This is a genomic window from Butyrivibrio sp. VCB2006 (genome assembly GCF_000420945.1).
Lineage (GTDB): Bacteria > Bacillota > Clostridia > Lachnospirales > Lachnospiraceae > Butyrivibrio.
Map to the genome: position 1 here is coordinate 14,716 of NZ_ATVX01000001.1, position 18,251 is coordinate 32,966.

General features: G+C 42.3%; 14 protein-coding genes. 10 read left to right on the forward strand and 4 right to left on the reverse strand.

Annotated elements, in window-relative coordinates; translation table 11 throughout:
- Positions 1–110: 110 nt before the first annotated feature.
- From gap to G613_RS0100100, 5 genes are all read left to right on the forward strand, one after another.
- Positions 111–1,142, forward strand: coding sequence for a type I glyceraldehyde-3-phosphate dehydrogenase (gene gap / locus G613_RS0100080; protein WP_029230694.1), 1,032 nt, complete (start codon positions 111–113; stop codon positions 1,140–1,142).
- 97 nt (positions 1,143–1,239) lie between these two features.
- Positions 1,240–2,478, forward strand: a complete 1,239-nt coding sequence (locus G613_RS0100085) for a phosphoglycerate kinase (protein WP_029230695.1) — start codon at positions 1,240–1,242, stop codon at positions 2,476–2,478.
- A gap of 61 nt (positions 2,479–2,539) precedes the next feature.
- On the forward strand, positions 2,540–3,286 hold the full coding sequence (gene tpiA / locus G613_RS0100090) for a triose-phosphate isomerase (protein ID WP_029230696.1): 747 nt from the start codon (positions 2,540–2,542) through the stop codon (positions 3,284–3,286).
- Positions 3,287–3,340: 54 nt separating this feature from the next.
- A complete protein-coding gene (locus tag G613_RS0100095; RefSeq protein ID WP_029230697.1) occupies positions 3,341–3,841 on the forward strand; it encodes a shikimate kinase in 501 nt (166 codons plus the stop codon).
- 92 nt (positions 3,842–3,933) lie between these two features.
- Positions 3,934–4,632: an MgtC/SapB family protein gene (locus tag G613_RS0100100; RefSeq protein WP_029230698.1), complete on the forward strand. Its 699-nt coding sequence runs from the start codon at positions 3,934–3,936 to the stop codon at positions 4,630–4,632.
- A 40-nt stretch (positions 4,633–4,672) separates the two neighbouring features.
- Here the strand turns inward: G613_RS0100100 and G613_RS0100105 are convergent, their stop codons facing one another.
- From G613_RS0100105 to G613_RS0100120, 4 genes are all read right to left on the reverse strand, one after another.
- Positions 4,673–7,777, reverse strand: coding sequence for a DEAD/DEAH box helicase (locus G613_RS0100105; RefSeq protein ID WP_029230699.1), 3,105 nt, complete (start codon positions 7,775–7,777; stop codon positions 4,673–4,675).
- A gap of 52 nt (positions 7,778–7,829) precedes the next feature.
- Positions 7,830–8,801, reverse strand: coding sequence for an alpha/beta fold hydrolase (locus G613_RS0100110; RefSeq protein ID WP_029230700.1), 972 nt, complete (start codon positions 8,799–8,801; stop codon positions 7,830–7,832).
- Between the two features lie 14 nt (positions 8,802–8,815).
- Positions 8,816–9,544, reverse strand: coding sequence for a glycerophosphodiester phosphodiesterase (locus G613_RS0100115; protein ID WP_029230701.1), 729 nt, complete (start codon positions 9,542–9,544; stop codon positions 8,816–8,818).
- 79 nt (positions 9,545–9,623) lie between these two features.
- A complete protein-coding gene (locus G613_RS0100120) occupies positions 9,624–11,102 on the reverse strand; it encodes an MFS transporter (protein ID WP_029230702.1) in 1,479 nt (492 codons plus the stop codon).
- A 244-nt stretch (positions 11,103–11,346) separates the two neighbouring features.
- Here G613_RS0100120 and G613_RS0100125 point away from each other — a divergent pair, with 244 nt between their 5' ends.
- The 5 genes from G613_RS0100125 (at position 11,347) to cmk (ending at position 18,213) form a co-directional block, all read left to right on the forward strand.
- Positions 11,347–14,589, forward strand: a complete 3,243-nt coding sequence (locus G613_RS0100125; protein WP_029230703.1) for a glycosyl hydrolase 53 family protein — start codon at positions 11,347–11,349, stop codon at positions 14,587–14,589.
- A 77-nt stretch (positions 14,590–14,666) separates the two neighbouring features.
- A complete protein-coding gene (locus tag G613_RS0100130) occupies positions 14,667–15,221 on the forward strand; it encodes a TetR/AcrR family transcriptional regulator (RefSeq protein ID WP_029230704.1) in 555 nt (184 codons plus the stop codon).
- Positions 15,222–15,244: 23 nt separating this feature from the next.
- Positions 15,245–16,180 (forward strand): MurR/RpiR family transcriptional regulator, encoded by a 936-nt coding sequence (locus tag G613_RS0100135; protein ID WP_029230705.1) that lies wholly within the window; start codon positions 15,245–15,247, stop codon positions 16,178–16,180.
- On the forward strand, positions 16,181–17,485 hold the full coding sequence (locus tag G613_RS0100140; RefSeq protein ID WP_029230706.1) for an NAD(P)/FAD-dependent oxidoreductase: 1,305 nt from the start codon (positions 16,181–16,183) through the stop codon (positions 17,483–17,485).
- 65 nt (positions 17,486–17,550) lie between these two features.
- Positions 17,551–18,213: a (d)CMP kinase gene (gene cmk / locus G613_RS0100145; protein ID WP_029674319.1), complete on the forward strand. Its 663-nt coding sequence runs from the start codon at positions 17,551–17,553 to the stop codon at positions 18,211–18,213.
- Positions 18,214–18,251: the final 38 nt, after the last annotated feature.

The window sequence follows — 18,251 nt, forward strand, 5'->3', positions numbered from 1 at the left end:
TTGATTTATGGCGAAAAGTCTATTAGAATTGTAATTGCTGATAAAAAATTGTCAATGAGATAATATGTAACAGCAATCATTATAAAATTTCATTTTAGGAGGAACTTAAAATGGCAGTAAAAGTTGCAATTAATGGTTTTGGCCGTATTGGTCGTCTTGCATTCAGACAGATGTTTGGTGCGGAAGGTTACGAAGTAGTAGCTATCAATGATTTGACAAGCCCTAAGATGCTTGCTCACCTTCTTAAGTACGATTCTTCACAGGGACGTTACGTAGAAGTTGGTCATGAAGATGACGTAACAGCTGATGACGAGGCTGGAACAATCACAGTAAAGGGCAAGACAATCAAGATTTACAAAGAGCCCGATGCTAACAACTGCCCATGGGGAGAGCTTGGCGTAGACGTAGTTCTTGAGTGCTCAGGCTTCTATACATCTAAGGAAAAGGCACAGGCACACATCAATGCTGGTGCTAAGAAGGTTGTTATTTCAGCTCCTGCTGGAAACGATCTTCCTACAATCGTTTACAACGTAAACCACACAACACTTACAAAGGATGACAAGATCATTTCAGCTGCATCTTGCACAACAAACTGCCTTGCACCTATGGCTAAGGCTCTTAATGATTACGCTCCAATCCAGTCAGGTATCATGTGCACAATCCACGCTTACACAGGTGACCAGATGATCCTTGACGGACCACAGAGAAAGGGCGACCTCAGAAGATCACGTGCAGGTGCTGTTAATATCGTTCCTAACTCAACAGGTGCTGCAAAGGCTATCGGCCTTGTTATCCCTGAGCTTAACGGAAAGCTTATCGGCGCTGCTCAGCGTGTTCCTACACCTACAGGATCAACAACACTTCTTTTCGCTGTAGTTAAGAAGGCTGACGTTACTAAGGAAGCTATCAACGCAGCTATGAAGGCAGCAGCTACAGAGTCATTCGGATACAACACAGACGAGATCGTTTCATCTGATATCGTTGGTATGAGATTCGGTTCACTCTTCGATGCTACTCAGACACTTGTTAACAAGGTTGACGACGATACATACGAAGTACAGGTTGTTTCATGGTATGACAACGAGAACTCATACACATCACAGATGGTTAGAACAATCAAGTACTTTGCAGAGCTTGGCTAATTGATTCTAATATCTAAATAGACTTTTTTAGAGGGTCTGGCCCTAACGGACCAGACCCTTTTTTCTTTTAAAACTATATCCCAGGAGGAAAAAGAATATGGCACTTAATAAAAAGTCCGTAGATGACATCAACGTAAAGGGCAGACGTGTACTAGTTCGTTGCGATTTCAACGTACCTCTTAAGAACGGTGAGATCACAGACGAGACAAGAATTGTTGCAGCTCTTCCTACAATCAAGAAGCTTGTTAAGGACGGCGGCAAGGTTATCCTTTGCTCACACCTTGGTAAGGTTAAGAATGGTCCTAACGAGGGAGAGTCACTTGGCCCTGTTGCTAAGAGACTTTCAGAGAAGCTTGGCAAGGACGTTAAGTTCATTGACGATTACAGCGTAACAGGCGCAGCAGCTACTGGTGCTGTAGAGGCTATGAAGGAAGGCGATGTTATCCTTCTTCAGAATACTCGTTTCAGAGGCAAGGAAGAGACTAAGCCTGAAGAGGCTGGTGAGGCTTTTGCAAAAGAGCTTGCTGATCTTGCAGATGACTATGTATGTGACGCTTTCGGTTCAGCTCACAGAGCACACGCTTCTGTAGCAGTTGTAACCAAGTATATCAAGGAAAAAGGCGGAAACAACGCTGTTGGATACCTTATGCAGAAGGAAATCGACTTCCTTGGAAACGCAGTTGAGAATCCAGTAAGACCTTTCGTAGCTATTCTTGGTGGCGCTAAGGTTGCTGATAAGCTCAACGTTATCAACACACTTCTTGATAAGTGCGACACTCTTATCATCGGTGGTGGTATGGCTTACACATTCCTTAAGGCTAAGGGATACGAAGTTGGTAAGTCACTTCTTGATGAGACAAAGGTTGACTATTGTAAAGAGATGATGGAGAAGGCTGAGAAGTCAGGCAAGAAGCTTCTTCTTCCTGTTGACGCAGTTTGCATCGATGAGTTCCCTAACCCTATCGACAACCCATCAATCAAGACAATAGTTGTAGATGCTGATAAGATCCCTGCTGACAAAGAGGGCGCAGATATCGGACCTAACACAATCGCTCTTTACTCAGAGGCTGTTAAGTCAGCTAAGACTGTAGTATGGAACGGACCTATGGGTGTATTCGAGAACCCTGTTCTTGCTAACGGTACTAAGGAAGTTGCTAAGGCACTTTCAGAGACAGACGCTACAACAATCATCGGTGGTGGTGATAGTGCAGCAGCTGTTAACCAGCTTGGTTATGCTGACAAGATGAGCCACATCTCAACAGGTGGTGGTGCTTCTCTTGAGTTCCTTGAGGGCAAGAAGCTTCCTGGTGTTTACGCAGCAGACGACAAGGACTGATATAAATAAGAATTCCACTGGTCGGAGAACCGGTCAGTGGTTTATAAAGGAGAATAATAAAATGGCAAGAAGACGTATTATTGCCGGCAACTGGAAGATGAATAAGACTCCCAGCGAGGCAGTAGCTCTTTGTGCAGAGCTTAAGGATTTAGTTAAGAACGATGCTGTAGACGTAGTATACTGCGTACCAGCTATCGATATCGTTCCTGTAGTAGAGGCTGTTAAGGGCACAAACGTACATGTTGGTGCTGAGAACTTCTACATCGAGGACAAGGGAGCATTTACAGGTGAAATTTCAGCTCCTATGCTTGTAGATGCAGGCGTTGAATATGTAATCATGGGACATTCCGAGAGAAGAGATATCTTCGGCGAGAATGATATCCTTATCAATGCAAAGGTTAAGAAGGCATTTGCAGCCGGTCTTACACCAATCCTTTGCTGCGGTGAGTCTCTTGCACTTCGTAAGGCTGGTACTTACAAGGAGTGGATTGAGAGACAGATCACTTGGGATCTTTTAGGCGTTACAGCTGATCAGGTTAAGAAGCTTGTTATCGCTTACGAGCCTATCTGGGCTATCGGAACAGGTGAGACAGCTACTGCTGATCAGGCTGAAGAGGTTTGCGCATTTATCCGTGAACTTATTGCTAAGCTTTATGATCAGGCTACAGCTGATGAAGTTCGTATCCAGTACGGCGGATCAATGAATGCCGGCAACGCTGCAGAGCTTCTTTCAAAGCCAAACATCGACGGTGGTCTTATCGGTGGCGCATCTCTTAAGCCAGATTTCGGCCAGATCGTTAACGCGTAAGTAGAAGTGTTTTTTAGCCCTCTGCGAAGGCAGAGGGCTTTTTTAAGGAGTTTTATGAAAAAGAACAACATTATATTGATCGGTATGCCTGCGTCAGGTAAAAGCACAGTAGGTGTAATCTTAGCCAAGATACTTGGTTACAATTTTGTTGATGCAGATATTGTGATTCAGGAAAAAGAGGGACGTAAGCTTTCTGAGATTATTGAATCAGAGGGAATTGACGGCTTTATTGATATAGAAAACAAGGTTAATACGGAAATAGAAGTTGAAAAGACTGTTGTTTCTACAGGCGGTAGCGCAGTTTATGGCAAGGAAGCCATGGACCACTATAAGAATATCGGTAAGATTGTATATCTCAAAGTAAGCATGGGTGTTCTTACAAAAAGACTTAGTGATGTTAAGCAGAGAGGCGTTGTTATGAGAGAAGGTCAGTCACTGGTTTCTCTTTACAACGAGAGAACTCCTCTTTATGAAAAGTATGCCGACATCGTTATTGATGAAGGTGACAAGACCATGGAGGAAGTTGTGGCAGATCTTTTGGCTGCACTTAGCTAAATAGTGGATAGGATACAGCCTGCTCTTATGAGGGGCTGTATTTAAATTAATGGTATAATTGAAGTACAACTTCGTATGGTCAGGAGGTGCTTATGGGAGCACAATCATTAATAGAATTCTTAGAGGGCCCAACCGACATAGCAGTTGCTATCAGACTCGTTATAGCAACACTTTTTGGAAGCTTCATTGGATGGGAACGTGTTGTCAAAAGACATAGTGCCGGTATAAAAACCTTTGCCCTAGTTAGCCTTGGTTCTGCAATTGCTACTGCACTTAATATTTTCCTTGCTATGGAACCAGGTCTTAATGCCGATGTCAGTCGTATTCCTGCCGGAGTCGTAAGTGGTATTGGTTTCCTTGGAGCGGGTACAATTCTTGTTACCGGACGTCAGCAGATCAAGGGTTTAACAACAGCCGCTTCGCTTTGGGTTACGTCCTGCATGGGCATGGCTATAGGTGGTGGCTATCTTATTGTGGGAATTGCCTGCTTTGCTCTCATTATGCTTGCTAATGTAGTTCTTATGAATGTCAGCAGAGTAGTTGAAGAGTATAGCAAGTATATCAGTATCTTCATTGAGGTGGATAAAAGCGGTGGAGTTAAGAAACTGTCCAAATGGCTTAGTGAGCAGGGCTATAAGACAAGCAGCCTTGCCAAGTCAAAAGAGAAAACCCTTAACTCATCTGATGTAGCCCTTATAATAGACGTGGATTTTGATAAAAAGCGCTCTCACAGAGAATTCTTAACAGAACTCAATGAACTCGATTTTGTGAGCTACGTTGAAGAAATCTAAAATAATACCCGACAAATTTTATTTGTCGGGTATTTTCATTTTATCCAAGTATCTCCAAAAGTTCTTTCTTCGATAGTGTAGGATTTTTGAGCGAATCCGTATTTAGGAGCTGGTCCGCCAGTTCTTTCTTTTTATTCTGCAAAAGAATTATGCGCTCCTCAATGGTGTTCTGCATTATTAGTCTATAAACAGTAACCACATTCTTTTGCCCGATTCTGTGGGCTCTGTCCGTGGCCTGATTCTCTACAGCGATATTCCACCAGTGATCATAGTGAATAACAATGTCAGCAGCGGTAAGGTTAAGGCCTGTGCCTCCGGCTTTTAGAGAGATGCAGAATACAGGGGTGTCATCCTCCTGGAAGGCATCGACCATCTGAATTCTGTCTTCTTTTTTGGTAGCCCCTGTTAGGAGGTAATGCTTGATACCTTCTTTTTTCAGCAGCGCAGTAAGTCTGTCCAGCATGGAAGTAAACTGTGAAAAGAGGAGTACCTTATGGCCACTTTCGGCGGCACTTTTTATCATTTCAAGGCACAGATCGGCTTTGGCACTGCCACCTGAGTAGTTTTCGTAAATAAGCCCAGGATCGCAGCAAAGCTGTCGCAGTCTCGTGAGCTCCGATAAGATCATAATCCTGTCGCGTCTGAAATCTTCTTCATTTTTGGAATCTACCATGAGCTTTATCTGCTGTAGGTGTGCTTTATAAAGTTCTTCCTGCTCCTTGGCCATTGGAGCATAGATGTTTTCCTCCAGCTTATCAGGCAGGTCTTTTAACACATCCTTCTTGAGCCTTCTAAGGACGAAAGGAGAGATCATTCTTTTTAATCTCTTCATAGCTTCTTCATCTCCATCTAAAATGGCGGGAGATTCGATGGATTCTCTGAAGTGCTTGTAGGAAAAAAGGTATCCCGGCATGCAATAGTCAAAGATGCTCCAAAGCTCACTTAGCCTATTTTCGATAGGAGTACCTGTCAGAGCAATCTTAAAGGAGGCATTAAGGCTCTTAACAGCCTTGGCAACCTGAGTGGTGGGATTTTTGATGAACTGGGCTTCATCTATTATCTGGCAGTCAAAGTCTATATACTTGTACAGATCAATGTCACGCCTTAGGAGATCGTAGGAAGTAATGATAACATCAGTATTCTCTTCGTCTATTTCCGAGGTGACTCTTACTCTGTCAGGTTTTATTCCCACTGCAAGCTCGCAGTTAAGGGATGGAGTGAAGCGTTTGATTTCATGTTCCCAGTTATAAACAAGGGATGCAGGACACACTACAAGAGAGCAGCGGTTTTTCTTTTTGTTTCTTACAGACTCTTCCTTGATGCTAAGAAGAAGAGATAATACCTGCAATGTTTTGCCAAGACCCATATCATCTGCTAGGATGCCGCCAAAACCGTTGTGGCGAAGAGTGCGAAGCCAGATAAAACCATCTCTCTGATAATCACGAACAATTTTATCAAGGGATTTGGGAACGGCAAACAACTTGTCGCTTGTTGTGGCAAAAGAACCTACAAGATCACTAAAGGCCTTTGTTCTTCCAATCGTAGCTCCACTGATAAGTTCGCTGTTTTCTGCAAGTTCATTTAGGAAAAGAGCTCTGTATTTAGGTATTGATACGTGCCCTGATAAAATGTCCTTTGAACTAAGACCAAGACCTTCATTAAGGCTGTAAAGGAGATCCAATTCTTTGGTTCGAAGGTCAATAATATCACCTGAATCCAAACGGAAATATTTCTTTTTCCTCTTGTATCTTCCCAAAATTTCATTGAGTTCCTTGGTTGAAATATCAGAAGGTGCTATAGATAGCTCAAGCAAATCAGAAACAACTGAAATTCCCATATTTACGATAGGAGTAGATGTTATGTTTACTGCTTTGATTGCTTCGGACAGATATACTTCGCCAATTTCAGAAAGGCGAGGGATACTTTCTGCTATAAAAGTGTATAGTTTGTCTTCACTATCCGGATCAGCCTGTAATATGAATAGCCCCTTCTGCATATCAAGGCTGTCGAAATTCTGGCTTACAAGCTGGGTAACAGTGCTTTCCTGATGGAAATTCCTTTTGATGACGGTTTCGCTGCTTTCTTTAAGCGATAGATCCGCATTATCAATGGTTCCTTTTAGAAGACTTATGACTTGCTCCGTTCTTTTATCTGCATGATAAATAGCCTGTATATCACAAGTTATTGTGACGGAATCAGGCATATCAATATATATTCTAAATTTCGGAATATCCGGAGAAAACTTGGCAGGATAGAAACCATCGCAGCTTACGTTGAAGTATTCTTCAAGTACCGGATAAAGACCTGAAGAGAAAAGAGGAAGATCCTTGTTGGATATGAACAATTCGTTTTCTGTTCTGCGGGCAGAGAGAAACTTAAGGAATGGGAAGACATCTTCGCAGTCCTTTCTGGATATCATGTGTATCTTTCTTCTGCGCTCGAAATAAATATTCGAATATCCTTCGAACATGGTAAAGGAACTGGCTTCAAAATTTACACCGTTGGCTGTTTTTTCAATGTGAAGGTCTATAGGCGGGAAAACCGGAACAATCTCCACCGGCCTTTCCTCGTGGTAACGAGCTCTGAAATCTGTATTTACAAAATAGATATCATGGACAGCCTTGAAAAACTCATCAATTTCATGTCCTGACAGTTCAAGTTCTTTGTTATGTCCTCTACCATAGGAGTAGGGGCTGTTTGAATAGGATGAAAACTCATCACCACGCTGCTTACCTCTGAAATAGTCCTTAAGAAAAGCGATTATTCGCTGGGACTGCTCTGAAAAAGCAGCCAGGTCATGAGTGAATTCCAAATGTTTTCCGTAGCTTACGATTTCTCTTTCATCAATTGCAGTCAGCAGAGCAGCGATGTCCTTGAGGACATAACTATGTCCGCTAATATCAGAGTATATGTTAAAACTAATGGATAATTTATCGCGATTTAGTGTAACGTGTGGTTCCAAGTTTACAGTGGAAGTCTTTTTGTAGAGCAGAGGGCCACTACTTCCGGGAGAGTATTCATTAAGCAGTTTTTTTGTTTCAAAGGATGTATAATGAAACTCTTTTTGAACATCGGAAATAAACCGCCTGCCTGAGGCGGTTATAAATCCGTTTTTAGAATTGTCAATTGAATTATTAGCCATCATTTAATTATACACAATATTCAGAAGAAAAATAAGATATTTCAGACTATTTAAATCATAAATGGCTCTGGAGAACAGAAAGAACTTCTGTGTAATAACGCTTTCTGGAAACTTCATCGGCATTAAAAATCTCGTGTCTTGATTCGCTAAAGGCGTGTATTTTGGTTTCTGGAAGTCTTTCTTTGAACATATCATAACCAATGGGATCAATCAGATGATCCTGACCAGCGGTAAAGATATCTACCGGTATTTTTATGTTGTTTATGTGCCTGAAGATGTCTCTATGAACTTTAATGCTGGCAAGAGCCCAACCAAAGGTGGCTCCTGTCATCTGATAATGCTCATCTTTTCTGCGAATCTGCAGCTGATAATCAAAGCGAGGTCTGCTCTTGGCACTACTTGTTTCAAAAGGCGTATCGGGATTGAAACGCTTCTGATTAGGTGCAATAGACTTCGTTTTCCTAAACAGCTTGGCATACAGTCTGAGGGCAAAAACAGCAAGTGGAGAAAGGTTTCCTGCCTTCATCTTAAGCATTGGTGAACTTAGGATTGCTGCCTTGTAGTACTGAGGATGCTTTTCCAGGAAAAGAGTTGCTATAGCACCGCCCATGGAATGAGCTATGAGCATCATCTCAAGGCCTTTGCTCTCAGGAACTACAACAGATTCCACAAAACATCGTAAATCCTCGGCATAAGTGGAGTAGTCATCAACGTATATGAGCTGTGGATCCTTGACCTTGCCTTCAGAGTAGCCGTGGCCCCTGTTCTCCATGAAAAATACCTTGTAGCCTGCCTGATAAAGATACCAGGCATATTCATGGTATTTGCCCCAAAATTCAGCCATACCGTGAACTATTGTAACGCTTCCTATGGGTTTATTGGGGGACGCAACGTAGTAGCTTAGCTTAGTGCCGTCAAAGCTACTTAGAGAACCCCTTGTAACACATTCATTGCGCCATTTTTTGTTTTCGTTTTCCATTGCGGAGAGGAAGTCATCCTCACCAAGAAGAGTAATTGTATTATTCATGTGATCTCCGTTTTTTATTTGGAATATAACTCGATAGCCTTCTTTGGATAATTGGTTATTACTGCATTAACACCGTATTCCCTACACTTTAGGAGGGCAGCATCGGTATTGACTGTCCAAACGTTTACATCGATATCAAACATGTTGCAGTCATCCATGTAGTCAGGATACTGAAGGTTATAGAATGCTGGATGAAGAGCATCAACCTGGTTTTCGGCAGCGTAGCCCGGCATGTTAAGGGTTCCGTCCGCATAGAGAAAACCGGTCTTTGCTTCTGGCTCCAATTCTTTTATTTTCATGATTGAATAGTGGTTAAAGGATGAAAAGATAACTCTGCCAAGCCATCCCTTTTTCCGGGTAAGGTCCACAATCTTTTCCTCAAGGCCGGGGTAGAAGTATTCTCCGGTCTTAAGCTCTATATTGATGGTTAATCCTGTAGGCTCAAGTAGGTCAAATACCTCCTCCATGGTTGGGATTTTAGTTCCTTCAAAAGCAATATTACCATTACAGAAGTCAAATTTACGAAGCTCTTCAAGAGTGTAATCTCTGATAAAACCTGCGCCATTGCTGGTTCTGTCGATTTTTTCATCGTGGCACACAACAATCTCGCCATCCTTGGTGAGCTGGACATCAAGTTCTACGCCATTAGCTCCCATATCAGCTGCCATTTTAAAGGCGGGAAGTGTGTTCTCCGGTGCATATCCGCTGGCTCCTCTATGAGCCCATACAAGTGGTGAATTCATATGTTATTCCTTCTTTCTTTTGCAATAACAAAATTTATGTTTGCAGTATATAGAATATCAATTGATGACCTAAGACCAATTACTTGTTGAGTGTGGCATTCTTTGGATTCCACAACTGGTCATAGGACAATCCTGTTACCTTTTCACAGATAGCTATTTCACTTTCTGTTGCTCTTGAATTATCCTCACCCTTACGTCTTGCAATTTCCTTCTGAACTACAGCAAATTCTTTTCCTGTAAGAGGGAAAAGAGCTCCCACAATGATGAGGCAGGAAATGAGAAGAGCAGGAACGAAGATATAAATAAGTGCGATTCCATGCTGAGTGTACAGTGACTGTCTTGCACCCTGGTTGGCCAAGACCTCGTCATAACCTACTGCAGATAACAGGAATCCGATGATGGCAGCGGAAAGACCTGAAGAGATCTTTCTTGCAAAGGTAGCCATTCCTGAAACAATACCCGGTCTATGGATTGAAGTGATGAGCTCATCAATTTCAGCCATATCCGCCATGATTGCAAAGATACTGGAAAGAGTGGCTGCATTACCAAAACCGATAAGTGCTGTCATAACAAGGATGGGAATAATGTTTGCTCCTTCATAAGAGAAGAATAACAGCCCCAAAGTGCCGACCAGTCTTATGGGCGCACCCACAAGGATAGTGAATTTTTTTGAGGTGTGGCTCATTACCGGAGCAAACACCAACATTCCTGTGAGCTGAGATATGAGAAGAACAGCCATAAGGTAGGTGAAATACATGTTTCCGTAGCCATTAAGAACATCATCTACGTAGTAAACTGCCATTCCTGAAACAAAGTCCATTCCGCACTGTCCAAAGAGATAGAGCCCAATGAACAATCTGAAGGAATGACTCTTAAATACGCTTGCTGCCTGAGGGAAGCTCTCAGAAAGACTTGCTTTAACGGGCTCTTTCTGCTTTTCCCAGGTTCCCACAAAGGTAACCATTGTTGTTACAAAGAACAATACACCGAACAGTACAGCACACTGAAGATAAGATTTTTTATCAAGGTTGTCGCTGATGATAAAGGTTGGTACAAGGCCGCAGACCATGGAACCGAGAGTGGACCAGATCATACGGACACTGGAGAATCTGGAGCGCATAGAATAGTCATCTATCATATCAGGAAGAAGACCATTGTATGGAACCATCAGAATAGTGAAGCCTGTTGAGAACAGGCAGTACATTAACAGGTAAAAGACATAAAGAAGAGCCATGGACTCAGTCTTTACGGATAACCACATAGTAACAAAGGTAAGTGAAGATACAATGCCTCCGATAAGTATGTAGAATCTTTTGGCGCCAAAGCGTGATTTGGTACGGTCTGTGATGTTGCCCATGATTGGGTCTGTAACCGCATCCCATATTTTACCTACAAGCGGAATAGTACCTGCCATTGCGGCCGGCATTCCCAGCGCTTTTGTTAAGAATACAGTGAAAAAAGTGTTGATGATGACGAAAGCACCGCCACCGTAGAATTCAGCCATGCCATACATAAGCCTGGAAATAATGCCATAGCTGTGCTTTTTGTTGTCTCCCATAATTGTGATAACCCCCGAAATCTAAATAATAATGGAAACTATTTCCTTTGTATTAAGTTTACCACCTTCCACAACTTAAATGTTCACAACATGTTTGTGCATTTTTTTCGCAAATTTACTATATGATATGTTGTTGCGCTAAGTTGCGCATGAAAAATCGTGATTATTACATATGGCGTTGCGCAGAATTGCGCAATTATAATGATGTTCAGTAATGTTGATTAGTTTTTTCTTGGAGGCTGATATGAGAAAAGCAAAATGGGGTAAAGCTTTGTCCATGGCCCTTGCAACGGCAATGACCATTGGACAGATGTCCGCTGTTTGTGCTTTGGCGGCAGAAAATGTCGAAGAGGGCAATGGCGTGACAATCGTTAATTCAGACCTGTCTGCAGATATTTGGGGAAGTGATGCAGGCTGGAGCGTAACTGTTGATGACTGGGATAGTACAGGTGCCAGCATCAAAAGCTATACTTATTCATCTGACCAGTGGATGGAAAAGCCATCTGATGGCTCCGATTACGGTGTAAACTACTGGTTCGGTAATGGGACGGGGGTTCTTTCTTTTTCACAAGAAACCTATATTCCTGCGGGAACATATACTTTTTCTTCAGAAGCAATGGGAGAAAAGGGCTCTTTTAGCATCTGCGTAGAGGATGAAAAGAGTGAAGCTGTGTCCCTTACAGGCTATAACAACTGGCTTACGGGCGAGCTGGAGTTTACTACTGATGAGGACATTGAAAAGGCCACTATCAGTGTTGTTTTTGATGTGGAAAAAGAAGGCTGGGGTTATCTTAACAGCGTTAAGGTAACTAGAGGTAGCAGTGCTTCTTCCGGAGAAGAAGGCGGCGATGAACCGGAAAATCCCGACCCTGAGAATCCTGAGGATCCAGAACCTGAGAATCCATCAGAAGAACCTGTAGACGCAGAAATATATGTGGAAAAGGTTCCGGGAGCAAACGGTGATTTTATCACCGGTGTGGATGTGAGTTCTTATGTTGCTGAGAAAAACAGCGGCGTTAAGTACTATGATTATGACGGAAATGAGCTTGATGACCAGGGCTTTTTTAACTTCCTTGCTGATGGCGGCGTCAACTATGTAAGAATCCGTGTTTGGAATGACCCTTATGATGAAAATGGAAATGGATACGGCGGCGGAAACTGCGATATAGATGTTGCCAGGAAGATTGGCGTGCTTGCCACTAATGCAGGTATGAAAGTTCTTGTGGACTTCCATTATTCGGATTTCTGGGCTGATCCCGGCAAGCAGACTGCGCCCAAGGCTTATGCTGGAATGTCTTTAGATGAGAAGAGCGCGGCTATAGAAGAATTTACCAAGGAAAGCCTTGAGGGTCTCCTTGATAGCGGCGTAAATGTGGGAATGGTACAGGTTGGTAACGAGACCAACAATGGTATAGCCGGTGAAAAGAGCTGGGATGGTATGGCAAGGATCTTTTCAGCAGGAAGTGCTGCTGTTAGGAAGGTTTCTGAGGACTACGGAAAAGAAATACTTGTAGCTGTTCATTTCACTAATCCCGAGTCCAGCGGAAGATATGCAGGATATGCACAGAAACTGGATTCTTATGGCGTTGATTACGATGTATTTGCTTCATCCTATTATCCATACTGGCATGGTTCTCTGGACAACTTGAAGTCAGTTCTTTCTGACATCGCCGGAACATATGGTAAAAAGGTCATGGTTGCGGAGACATCATATCTTACAACCTATGAAGATGGTGATGGACATGGCAATACCGAGTATGAAGGAAAGACCGGAGATGCTATAAACTTTGATGTATCGGTGCAGGGACAGGCTAATTCAGTTCGTGCAGTTGTAGATACGGTTGCAGGTATAGCCGGAGGTATCGGAGTATTCTATTGGGAGCCCGCATGGATTCCTGTTCAGGTTTACGATGAAAATGCAGATAATGCAGCCGATATTTTATCTCAGAATAAGGAATTATGGGAAAAATACGGAAGCGGATGGGCTACATCCTATGCAGGGGGCTATGATAAAGATGCCGGCCCTTGGTACGGCGGATCTGCAGTGGATAACGAGGCCTGGTTTGATTTTACGGGACATCCTCTTGCTACTGCTAAGTTATATAGCTACATTAGAACAGGTACAACTGCCCAGATCACTGTAACAGGTGTTTCGGTAGCAGATGTTTCTTTTGAAGAAGGCGAGACAATAGCACTTCCGGAGAATGCAACCGTAACATATTCTGATGGCAATACAAGTCAGGCGCCGGTAGTTTGGAACCAGGATGAGCTCACACAGGCAGTAAACAGCGGCGTTGGAACATATGTGATAAACGGAACAGTGGAAGTTTCAGGTGAAGAGAAGGCAGTATCAGTTAATCTGACAATCAGACCTTTTAATAACATTGTTAATCCGGGTTTTGAAAATGCAGACATGACTGCATGGGTTATAAATGACACAAATTCCTGCGTAGGTAGGAAGAATGATTCCAGTAACGTTCATTCCGGTAATTATTGCCTTCATTTCTGGGATAATAAAGAAATTTCTTACACAGTTGAACAGCAAGTTACTCTTAATAAAGGTGTATACAAGCTTGGAACATACCTGGAAGGCGGAGATGCCGGAACTACATCGGATTTCCAGCTTTATGCAGTGGTAGGAGAAGACAAGCTCAGTACTGCAACTGGTGTAACTTCCTGGCAGAACTGGGCAAATCCTGAAGTTACAGATATTACAGTAAAAGAGGATGGCACAGTAGTAACTGTCGGAGTGAGCGTTAAGACACCTGCCGGAGCCTGGGGAGCTTTTGACGATTTCTACCTGTACAGAACAGGTGATATTTCACAGGAAGATGAACCTGATGAACCTGTAGAACCTGAAAAAACGGGACAGTGGAAAACGAAGTGGGGTTCAAAATACTATGAATATAGTGATGGAACCATGGCTATCGGAATAACTGTTATCGACGGAAAAACATATTATTTCAAAGAAAATGGACACATGCTTTATCAGAGCTTCCTTGATAAAGATGGAAACAGATATTACTTTGACAAAGACGGAGCAATGGTAACAGGGTTTATGGAAAAGTGGTATTCTATATACTACTTCGATTTAGACGGAAAACTGGTTACCGAAAGAATCTTTGAACCGGGAGATGGGCATAAATACTATGCAAATGCTAATGGCCAGATTATTAAGCAAAATTATGTGATTATTGATAATTACAAGTATTACTTTGATAAAGATGGTCACATGGTCACAGGTTTCATGGTAAAGTGGGGAACCACATACTATTTTGATGAAGCCGGCCATATGCAATACGGACTGGTTAAAATTGATGATGATTACTACTTCTTCAATCAGAATGGTGCTTTGCAAAAGAGCAACTGGTTTGTAATTGACGGTAAAAAACATTATGCCAAGGCAGATGGTAGAATGGCAATCAATGAAACAATAACTAAATGGGGAGTTAAATATTCCTTTGATGAAAATGGGGTGCTGCGTTGACACGCAGCACTCTTTTTTGTAAAATAATAACGCATGATTTTTAAATATCTGTTTATCTATTACATCGGGGAGGAAATATGTCTAGAAAAGCTACCATCACACAAAAAGAAATTGTAAATGCAGCGTTTAAGATAACCAAGAAAGAGGGCTTCGAGCAGATTACATCCAGAAAGCTTGCAGCTGCAGCAGGATGCTCAACACAGCCTATTTTCCGTATATATGAGAATATGGACGGCCTCAAGAAGGACGTTTATGACAAGGCGGCAGCCTATTATGAGGATTATTACAATGACTTTAATAAGACTCATGAAGTTCCCTTCGTGGATCTGGGACTTGCATACATAGGATTTGCCCAGAAATATCCTCATCTTTTCAAGCTCCTTTTTGTTTCCGGTCAGGAATCTGAGGGAAGAAGCATGTATGATCTTGTAAACGGTTCTACTGAGAACGTGGTTAAAGAGATCAGTAAGGCTCAGGCGAATGGAGTCCGCAATGCCCAGCAGCTCTTTATGCAGATGTGGATCTTTATCCATGGTGCAGGCTGCATGGCTGTTACAGGAGACTATGACCTTGATGAGGATTCATCTGTTGCTATGCTTGAATCTGCTTACAAGGCATTTAGTCTTGGCTGATAAGCTGGCATTGGGGGAATGGTATGAAGTTTGAAGAGGGCGTTGATGTAATCACCAGGATAAATGAATGCTACTCTCGTATGAGTAAGGGCAAGAAATCTATTGCTACATATATCTGTGATCACTATGAGCAGGCAGTATTCATGACAGCGGCGGAACTTGGCAAGATAGTTGGTATGAGTGAATCAACTGTTGTTCGTTTTGCCATGAGTCTTGGATATGACGGATATCCTGCTTTTCAGAAGGCACTTGCTGTATGGGTAAGTGATAAATTTGGCTCGGTTGAGAAGGTTGGCCGTAAATTTGGCAAGAGCAACGAAGGAGAAATATTATCAGCAATCCTTCAGTCTGACATATCCAATATCGAGCATACAATCAATAACATAGACGTGGCCGCTTTTAAGACCGCGGTTGATATTATTTTGAAGGCCAGAACAGTGTATATTGTTGGCCTAAGATCCTGTGAACCCTTGGCAGATTTTTTACACTTCTATCTAAACATCATTAGGGGCAATAACGTACTAATTAAGACCACCAGTATCAGTGAGATGTTTGAGCAGATGATCAGAATCGGAGACAGAGACTGCATCATCGGCATCAGCTTTCCAAGGTATTCCATGAGAACTCTTAAGTGTATGGAGTTTGCCAATGATAGAAATGCCAAAGTTATTACCATTACAGACTCGGTTCATTCACCGATGAATCTGTATTCTTCCTGTAATCTTTTGGCAAAGAGTGAGATGGCTTCAATTGTGGACTCACTGGTTGCGCCATTAAGTGTGATAAATGCACTTGTTGTGGCATTATGTATGAAGAGACCTGCGGAGGTACAGGCTGATCTCAAGATGCTTGAGGAAGCATGGAATAATTATCAGGTGTATCTTAATGACGAGATTGACTTTGCGTCAGATGCACCAATGACCTATTATCCATCTACAAGAAATAAGGAAAAATCCTAAATGAAGAAAATTGCAGTTATCGGCTGCGGAGCAGCCGGAATGATGGCGGCGCTTGCTGCTGCAAATAGCAGCGGGAGCGTCACTATTTTTGAAAAGAATGAAAAACCCGGAAAAAAGATATACATCACCGGTAAGGGAAGATGTAATGTGACTAATGCCTGTGATGTAGAGGACTACTTTGGATTTGTTAAGCGAAATCCAAGGTTTTTGTACAGTGCAATATATGATTTTGACAACAGAGCAGTCATGGACTTTTTTGAAAGCAATGGCTGCAAGCTTAAGGTAGAACGTGGCGACAGGGTATTCCCTGTTTCGGACCATTCCTCTGATATCATAAACACCTTATACAGAGCTGTGGTTAAGGCAGGTGTTAACGTTCAGTTTGGTACAGAAATTCTTTCCGTAGAGGAAGTAAACGGCTTAGTTTCTGCAGTGACTTACAGCAGTAAAGACGATCCCATAACAAGGGAAGAGTTTGACAGCGTAATTGTTTGTACCGGAGGTGTTTCTTATCCATCCACCGGATCAACGGGAGATGGTTATAAGTTTGCCAAGGACCTGGGACATTCAATTGTAACTCCGCTTCCTTCACTGGTTCCCTTTGAAATAAAAGAGGAATGGTGCAAGGAACTTCAGGGATTATCTCTTAGGAATGTGGGACTTAAGATGTATCTTGAGCCCAAGAAGGCAAAGGCTGAAGCATCAGGAGAAGAGAAAAAAACTGAGGGTGGAAAGAAAAAGAAAGAAAAGCCTGTATATGACGGCTTTGGAGAGATGCTCTTTACTCACTTTGGAGTTAGCGGCCCCCTTGTTCTTACAGCCAGCTGCCACTACGAAAAAGACAGACAGGCAAGACTTCTTCTGGATCTTAAGCCTGCTCTTACAGAAGAACAGCTTGATAAGAGAGTTCTAAGGGACTTTGAAGATGGACTTAATAAGTCCTTTAAGAATATTTTGGGAGGTCTTTTCCCAAGTAAGCTGATTCCTGTGATGATAAGCCTTTCCGGAATAGATCCGGATAAAAAAGTTAACGAAATTACCAAAGAAGAGAGAAGTTCTTTTGTTAAGCTTATCAAGAACCTGCCTATGACTGTTACAGGCACCAGAAACTTTAATGAAGCCATTATCACAAGGGGCGGTGTAAGTGTAAAAGAAATCAATCCTTCCACCATGGAGTCTAAGCTGGTAAAGGGACTTTACTTTGCTGGAGAAGTAATAGATGTAGATACGGAAACCGGAGGTTTCAATCTTCAGGTTGCCTGGTCTACAGGCCATCTTGCGGGAACTTGTGCGGCTATGGATTGACTAATTGGAATCCGTTAAATAAAATCAAATCTTTGAGTTATAAATTGAAATGAGGAGTAGTAATAATGGGAAATATCGCAATTGATGGACCTGCAGGAGCAGGTAAAAGTACAATCGCCAAGATGGTAGCCAAGGAACTTGGATTTGTGTACGTTGATACAGGAGCTATGTACAGAGCAATGGCTCTTTATATGATCAATAATAATGTAAGCGCTGATGATGCTGACAAGATCAGCGCAACCTGCCAGAGCGCTGACATCACAATTAAGTATGAGAATAATGAACAGATCGTTTATCTAAACGGCGAGAATGTTAATGGCAAGATCAGAACCGAAGAGGTCGGCAAAATGGCATCTGCAAGCAGCGTAAATGGCGATGTGAGAAAGAAGCTTGTTGAGCTTCAGCAAAAGCTTGCAAAGACTACGGATGTTGTAATGGACGGAAGAGATATAGGAACAGTTGTACTTCCTGACGCACTTCTCAAGGTTTATCTTACAGCCAGCTCAAGAGTAAGAGCGGAGCGCCGCTATAAGGAGCTTATTGCAAAGGGAGAAAATTGCGATATCGATGTGATTGAGAAAGATATCATCGACAGAGACTACAGAGATATGCACAGAGAAAATTCACCTCTTATGCAGGCTGATGATGCAGTTCTGGTTGACTCTTCCGATATGTCAATCAAGGAAGTAGCAGACAAGATAATTGAGCTTTACAAAGAGCGAGCTTAAAGCATATTATTGATTAATAAAAATCAATTTGTTACCAT

Excerpts from the sequence above, each read along its gene's own strand:
- G613_RS0100120 (WP_029230702.1), bottom strand. The coding sequence starts at position 11,102 with ATGGGAGACAACAAAAAGCACAGCTATGGCATTATTTCCAGGCTTATG.
- gap (WP_029230694.1), top strand. The coding sequence starts at position 111 with ATGGCAGTAAAAGTTGCAATTAATGGTTTTGGCCGTATTGGTCGTCTT.
- G613_RS0100105 (WP_029230699.1), bottom strand. The coding sequence starts at position 7,777 with ATGATGGCTAATAATTCAATTGACAATTCTAAAAACGGATTTATAACC.
- G613_RS0100095 (WP_029230697.1), top strand. The coding sequence starts at position 3,341 with ATGAAAAAGAACAACATTATATTGATCGGTATGCCTGCGTCAGGTAAA.
- G613_RS0100110 (WP_029230700.1), bottom strand. The coding sequence starts at position 8,801 with ATGAATAATACAATTACTCTTCTTGGTGAGGATGACTTCCTCTCCGCA.
- G613_RS0100130 (WP_029230704.1), top strand. The coding sequence starts at position 14,667 with ATGTCTAGAAAAGCTACCATCACACAAAAAGAAATTGTAAATGCAGCG.
- G613_RS0100140 (WP_029230706.1), top strand. The coding sequence starts at position 16,181 with ATGAAGAAAATTGCAGTTATCGGCTGCGGAGCAGCCGGAATGATGGCG.
- G613_RS0100125 (WP_029230703.1), top strand. The coding sequence starts at position 11,347 with ATGAGAAAAGCAAAATGGGGTAAAGCTTTGTCCATGGCCCTTGCAACG.
- G613_RS0100085 (WP_029230695.1), top strand. The coding sequence starts at position 1,240 with ATGGCACTTAATAAAAAGTCCGTAGATGACATCAACGTAAAGGGCAGA.
- cmk (WP_029674319.1), top strand. The coding sequence starts at position 17,551 with ATGGGAAATATCGCAATTGATGGACCTGCAGGAGCAGGTAAAAGTACA.
- G613_RS0100135 (WP_029230705.1), top strand. The coding sequence starts at position 15,245 with ATGAAGTTTGAAGAGGGCGTTGATGTAATCACCAGGATAAATGAATGC.
- G613_RS0100115 (WP_029230701.1), bottom strand. The coding sequence starts at position 9,544 with ATGAATTCACCACTTGTATGGGCTCATAGAGGAGCCAGCGGATATGCA.
- G613_RS0100100 (WP_029230698.1), top strand. The coding sequence starts at position 3,934 with ATGGGAGCACAATCATTAATAGAATTCTTAGAGGGCCCAACCGACATA.
- tpiA (WP_029230696.1), top strand. The coding sequence starts at position 2,540 with ATGGCAAGAAGACGTATTATTGCCGGCAACTGGAAGATGAATAAGACT.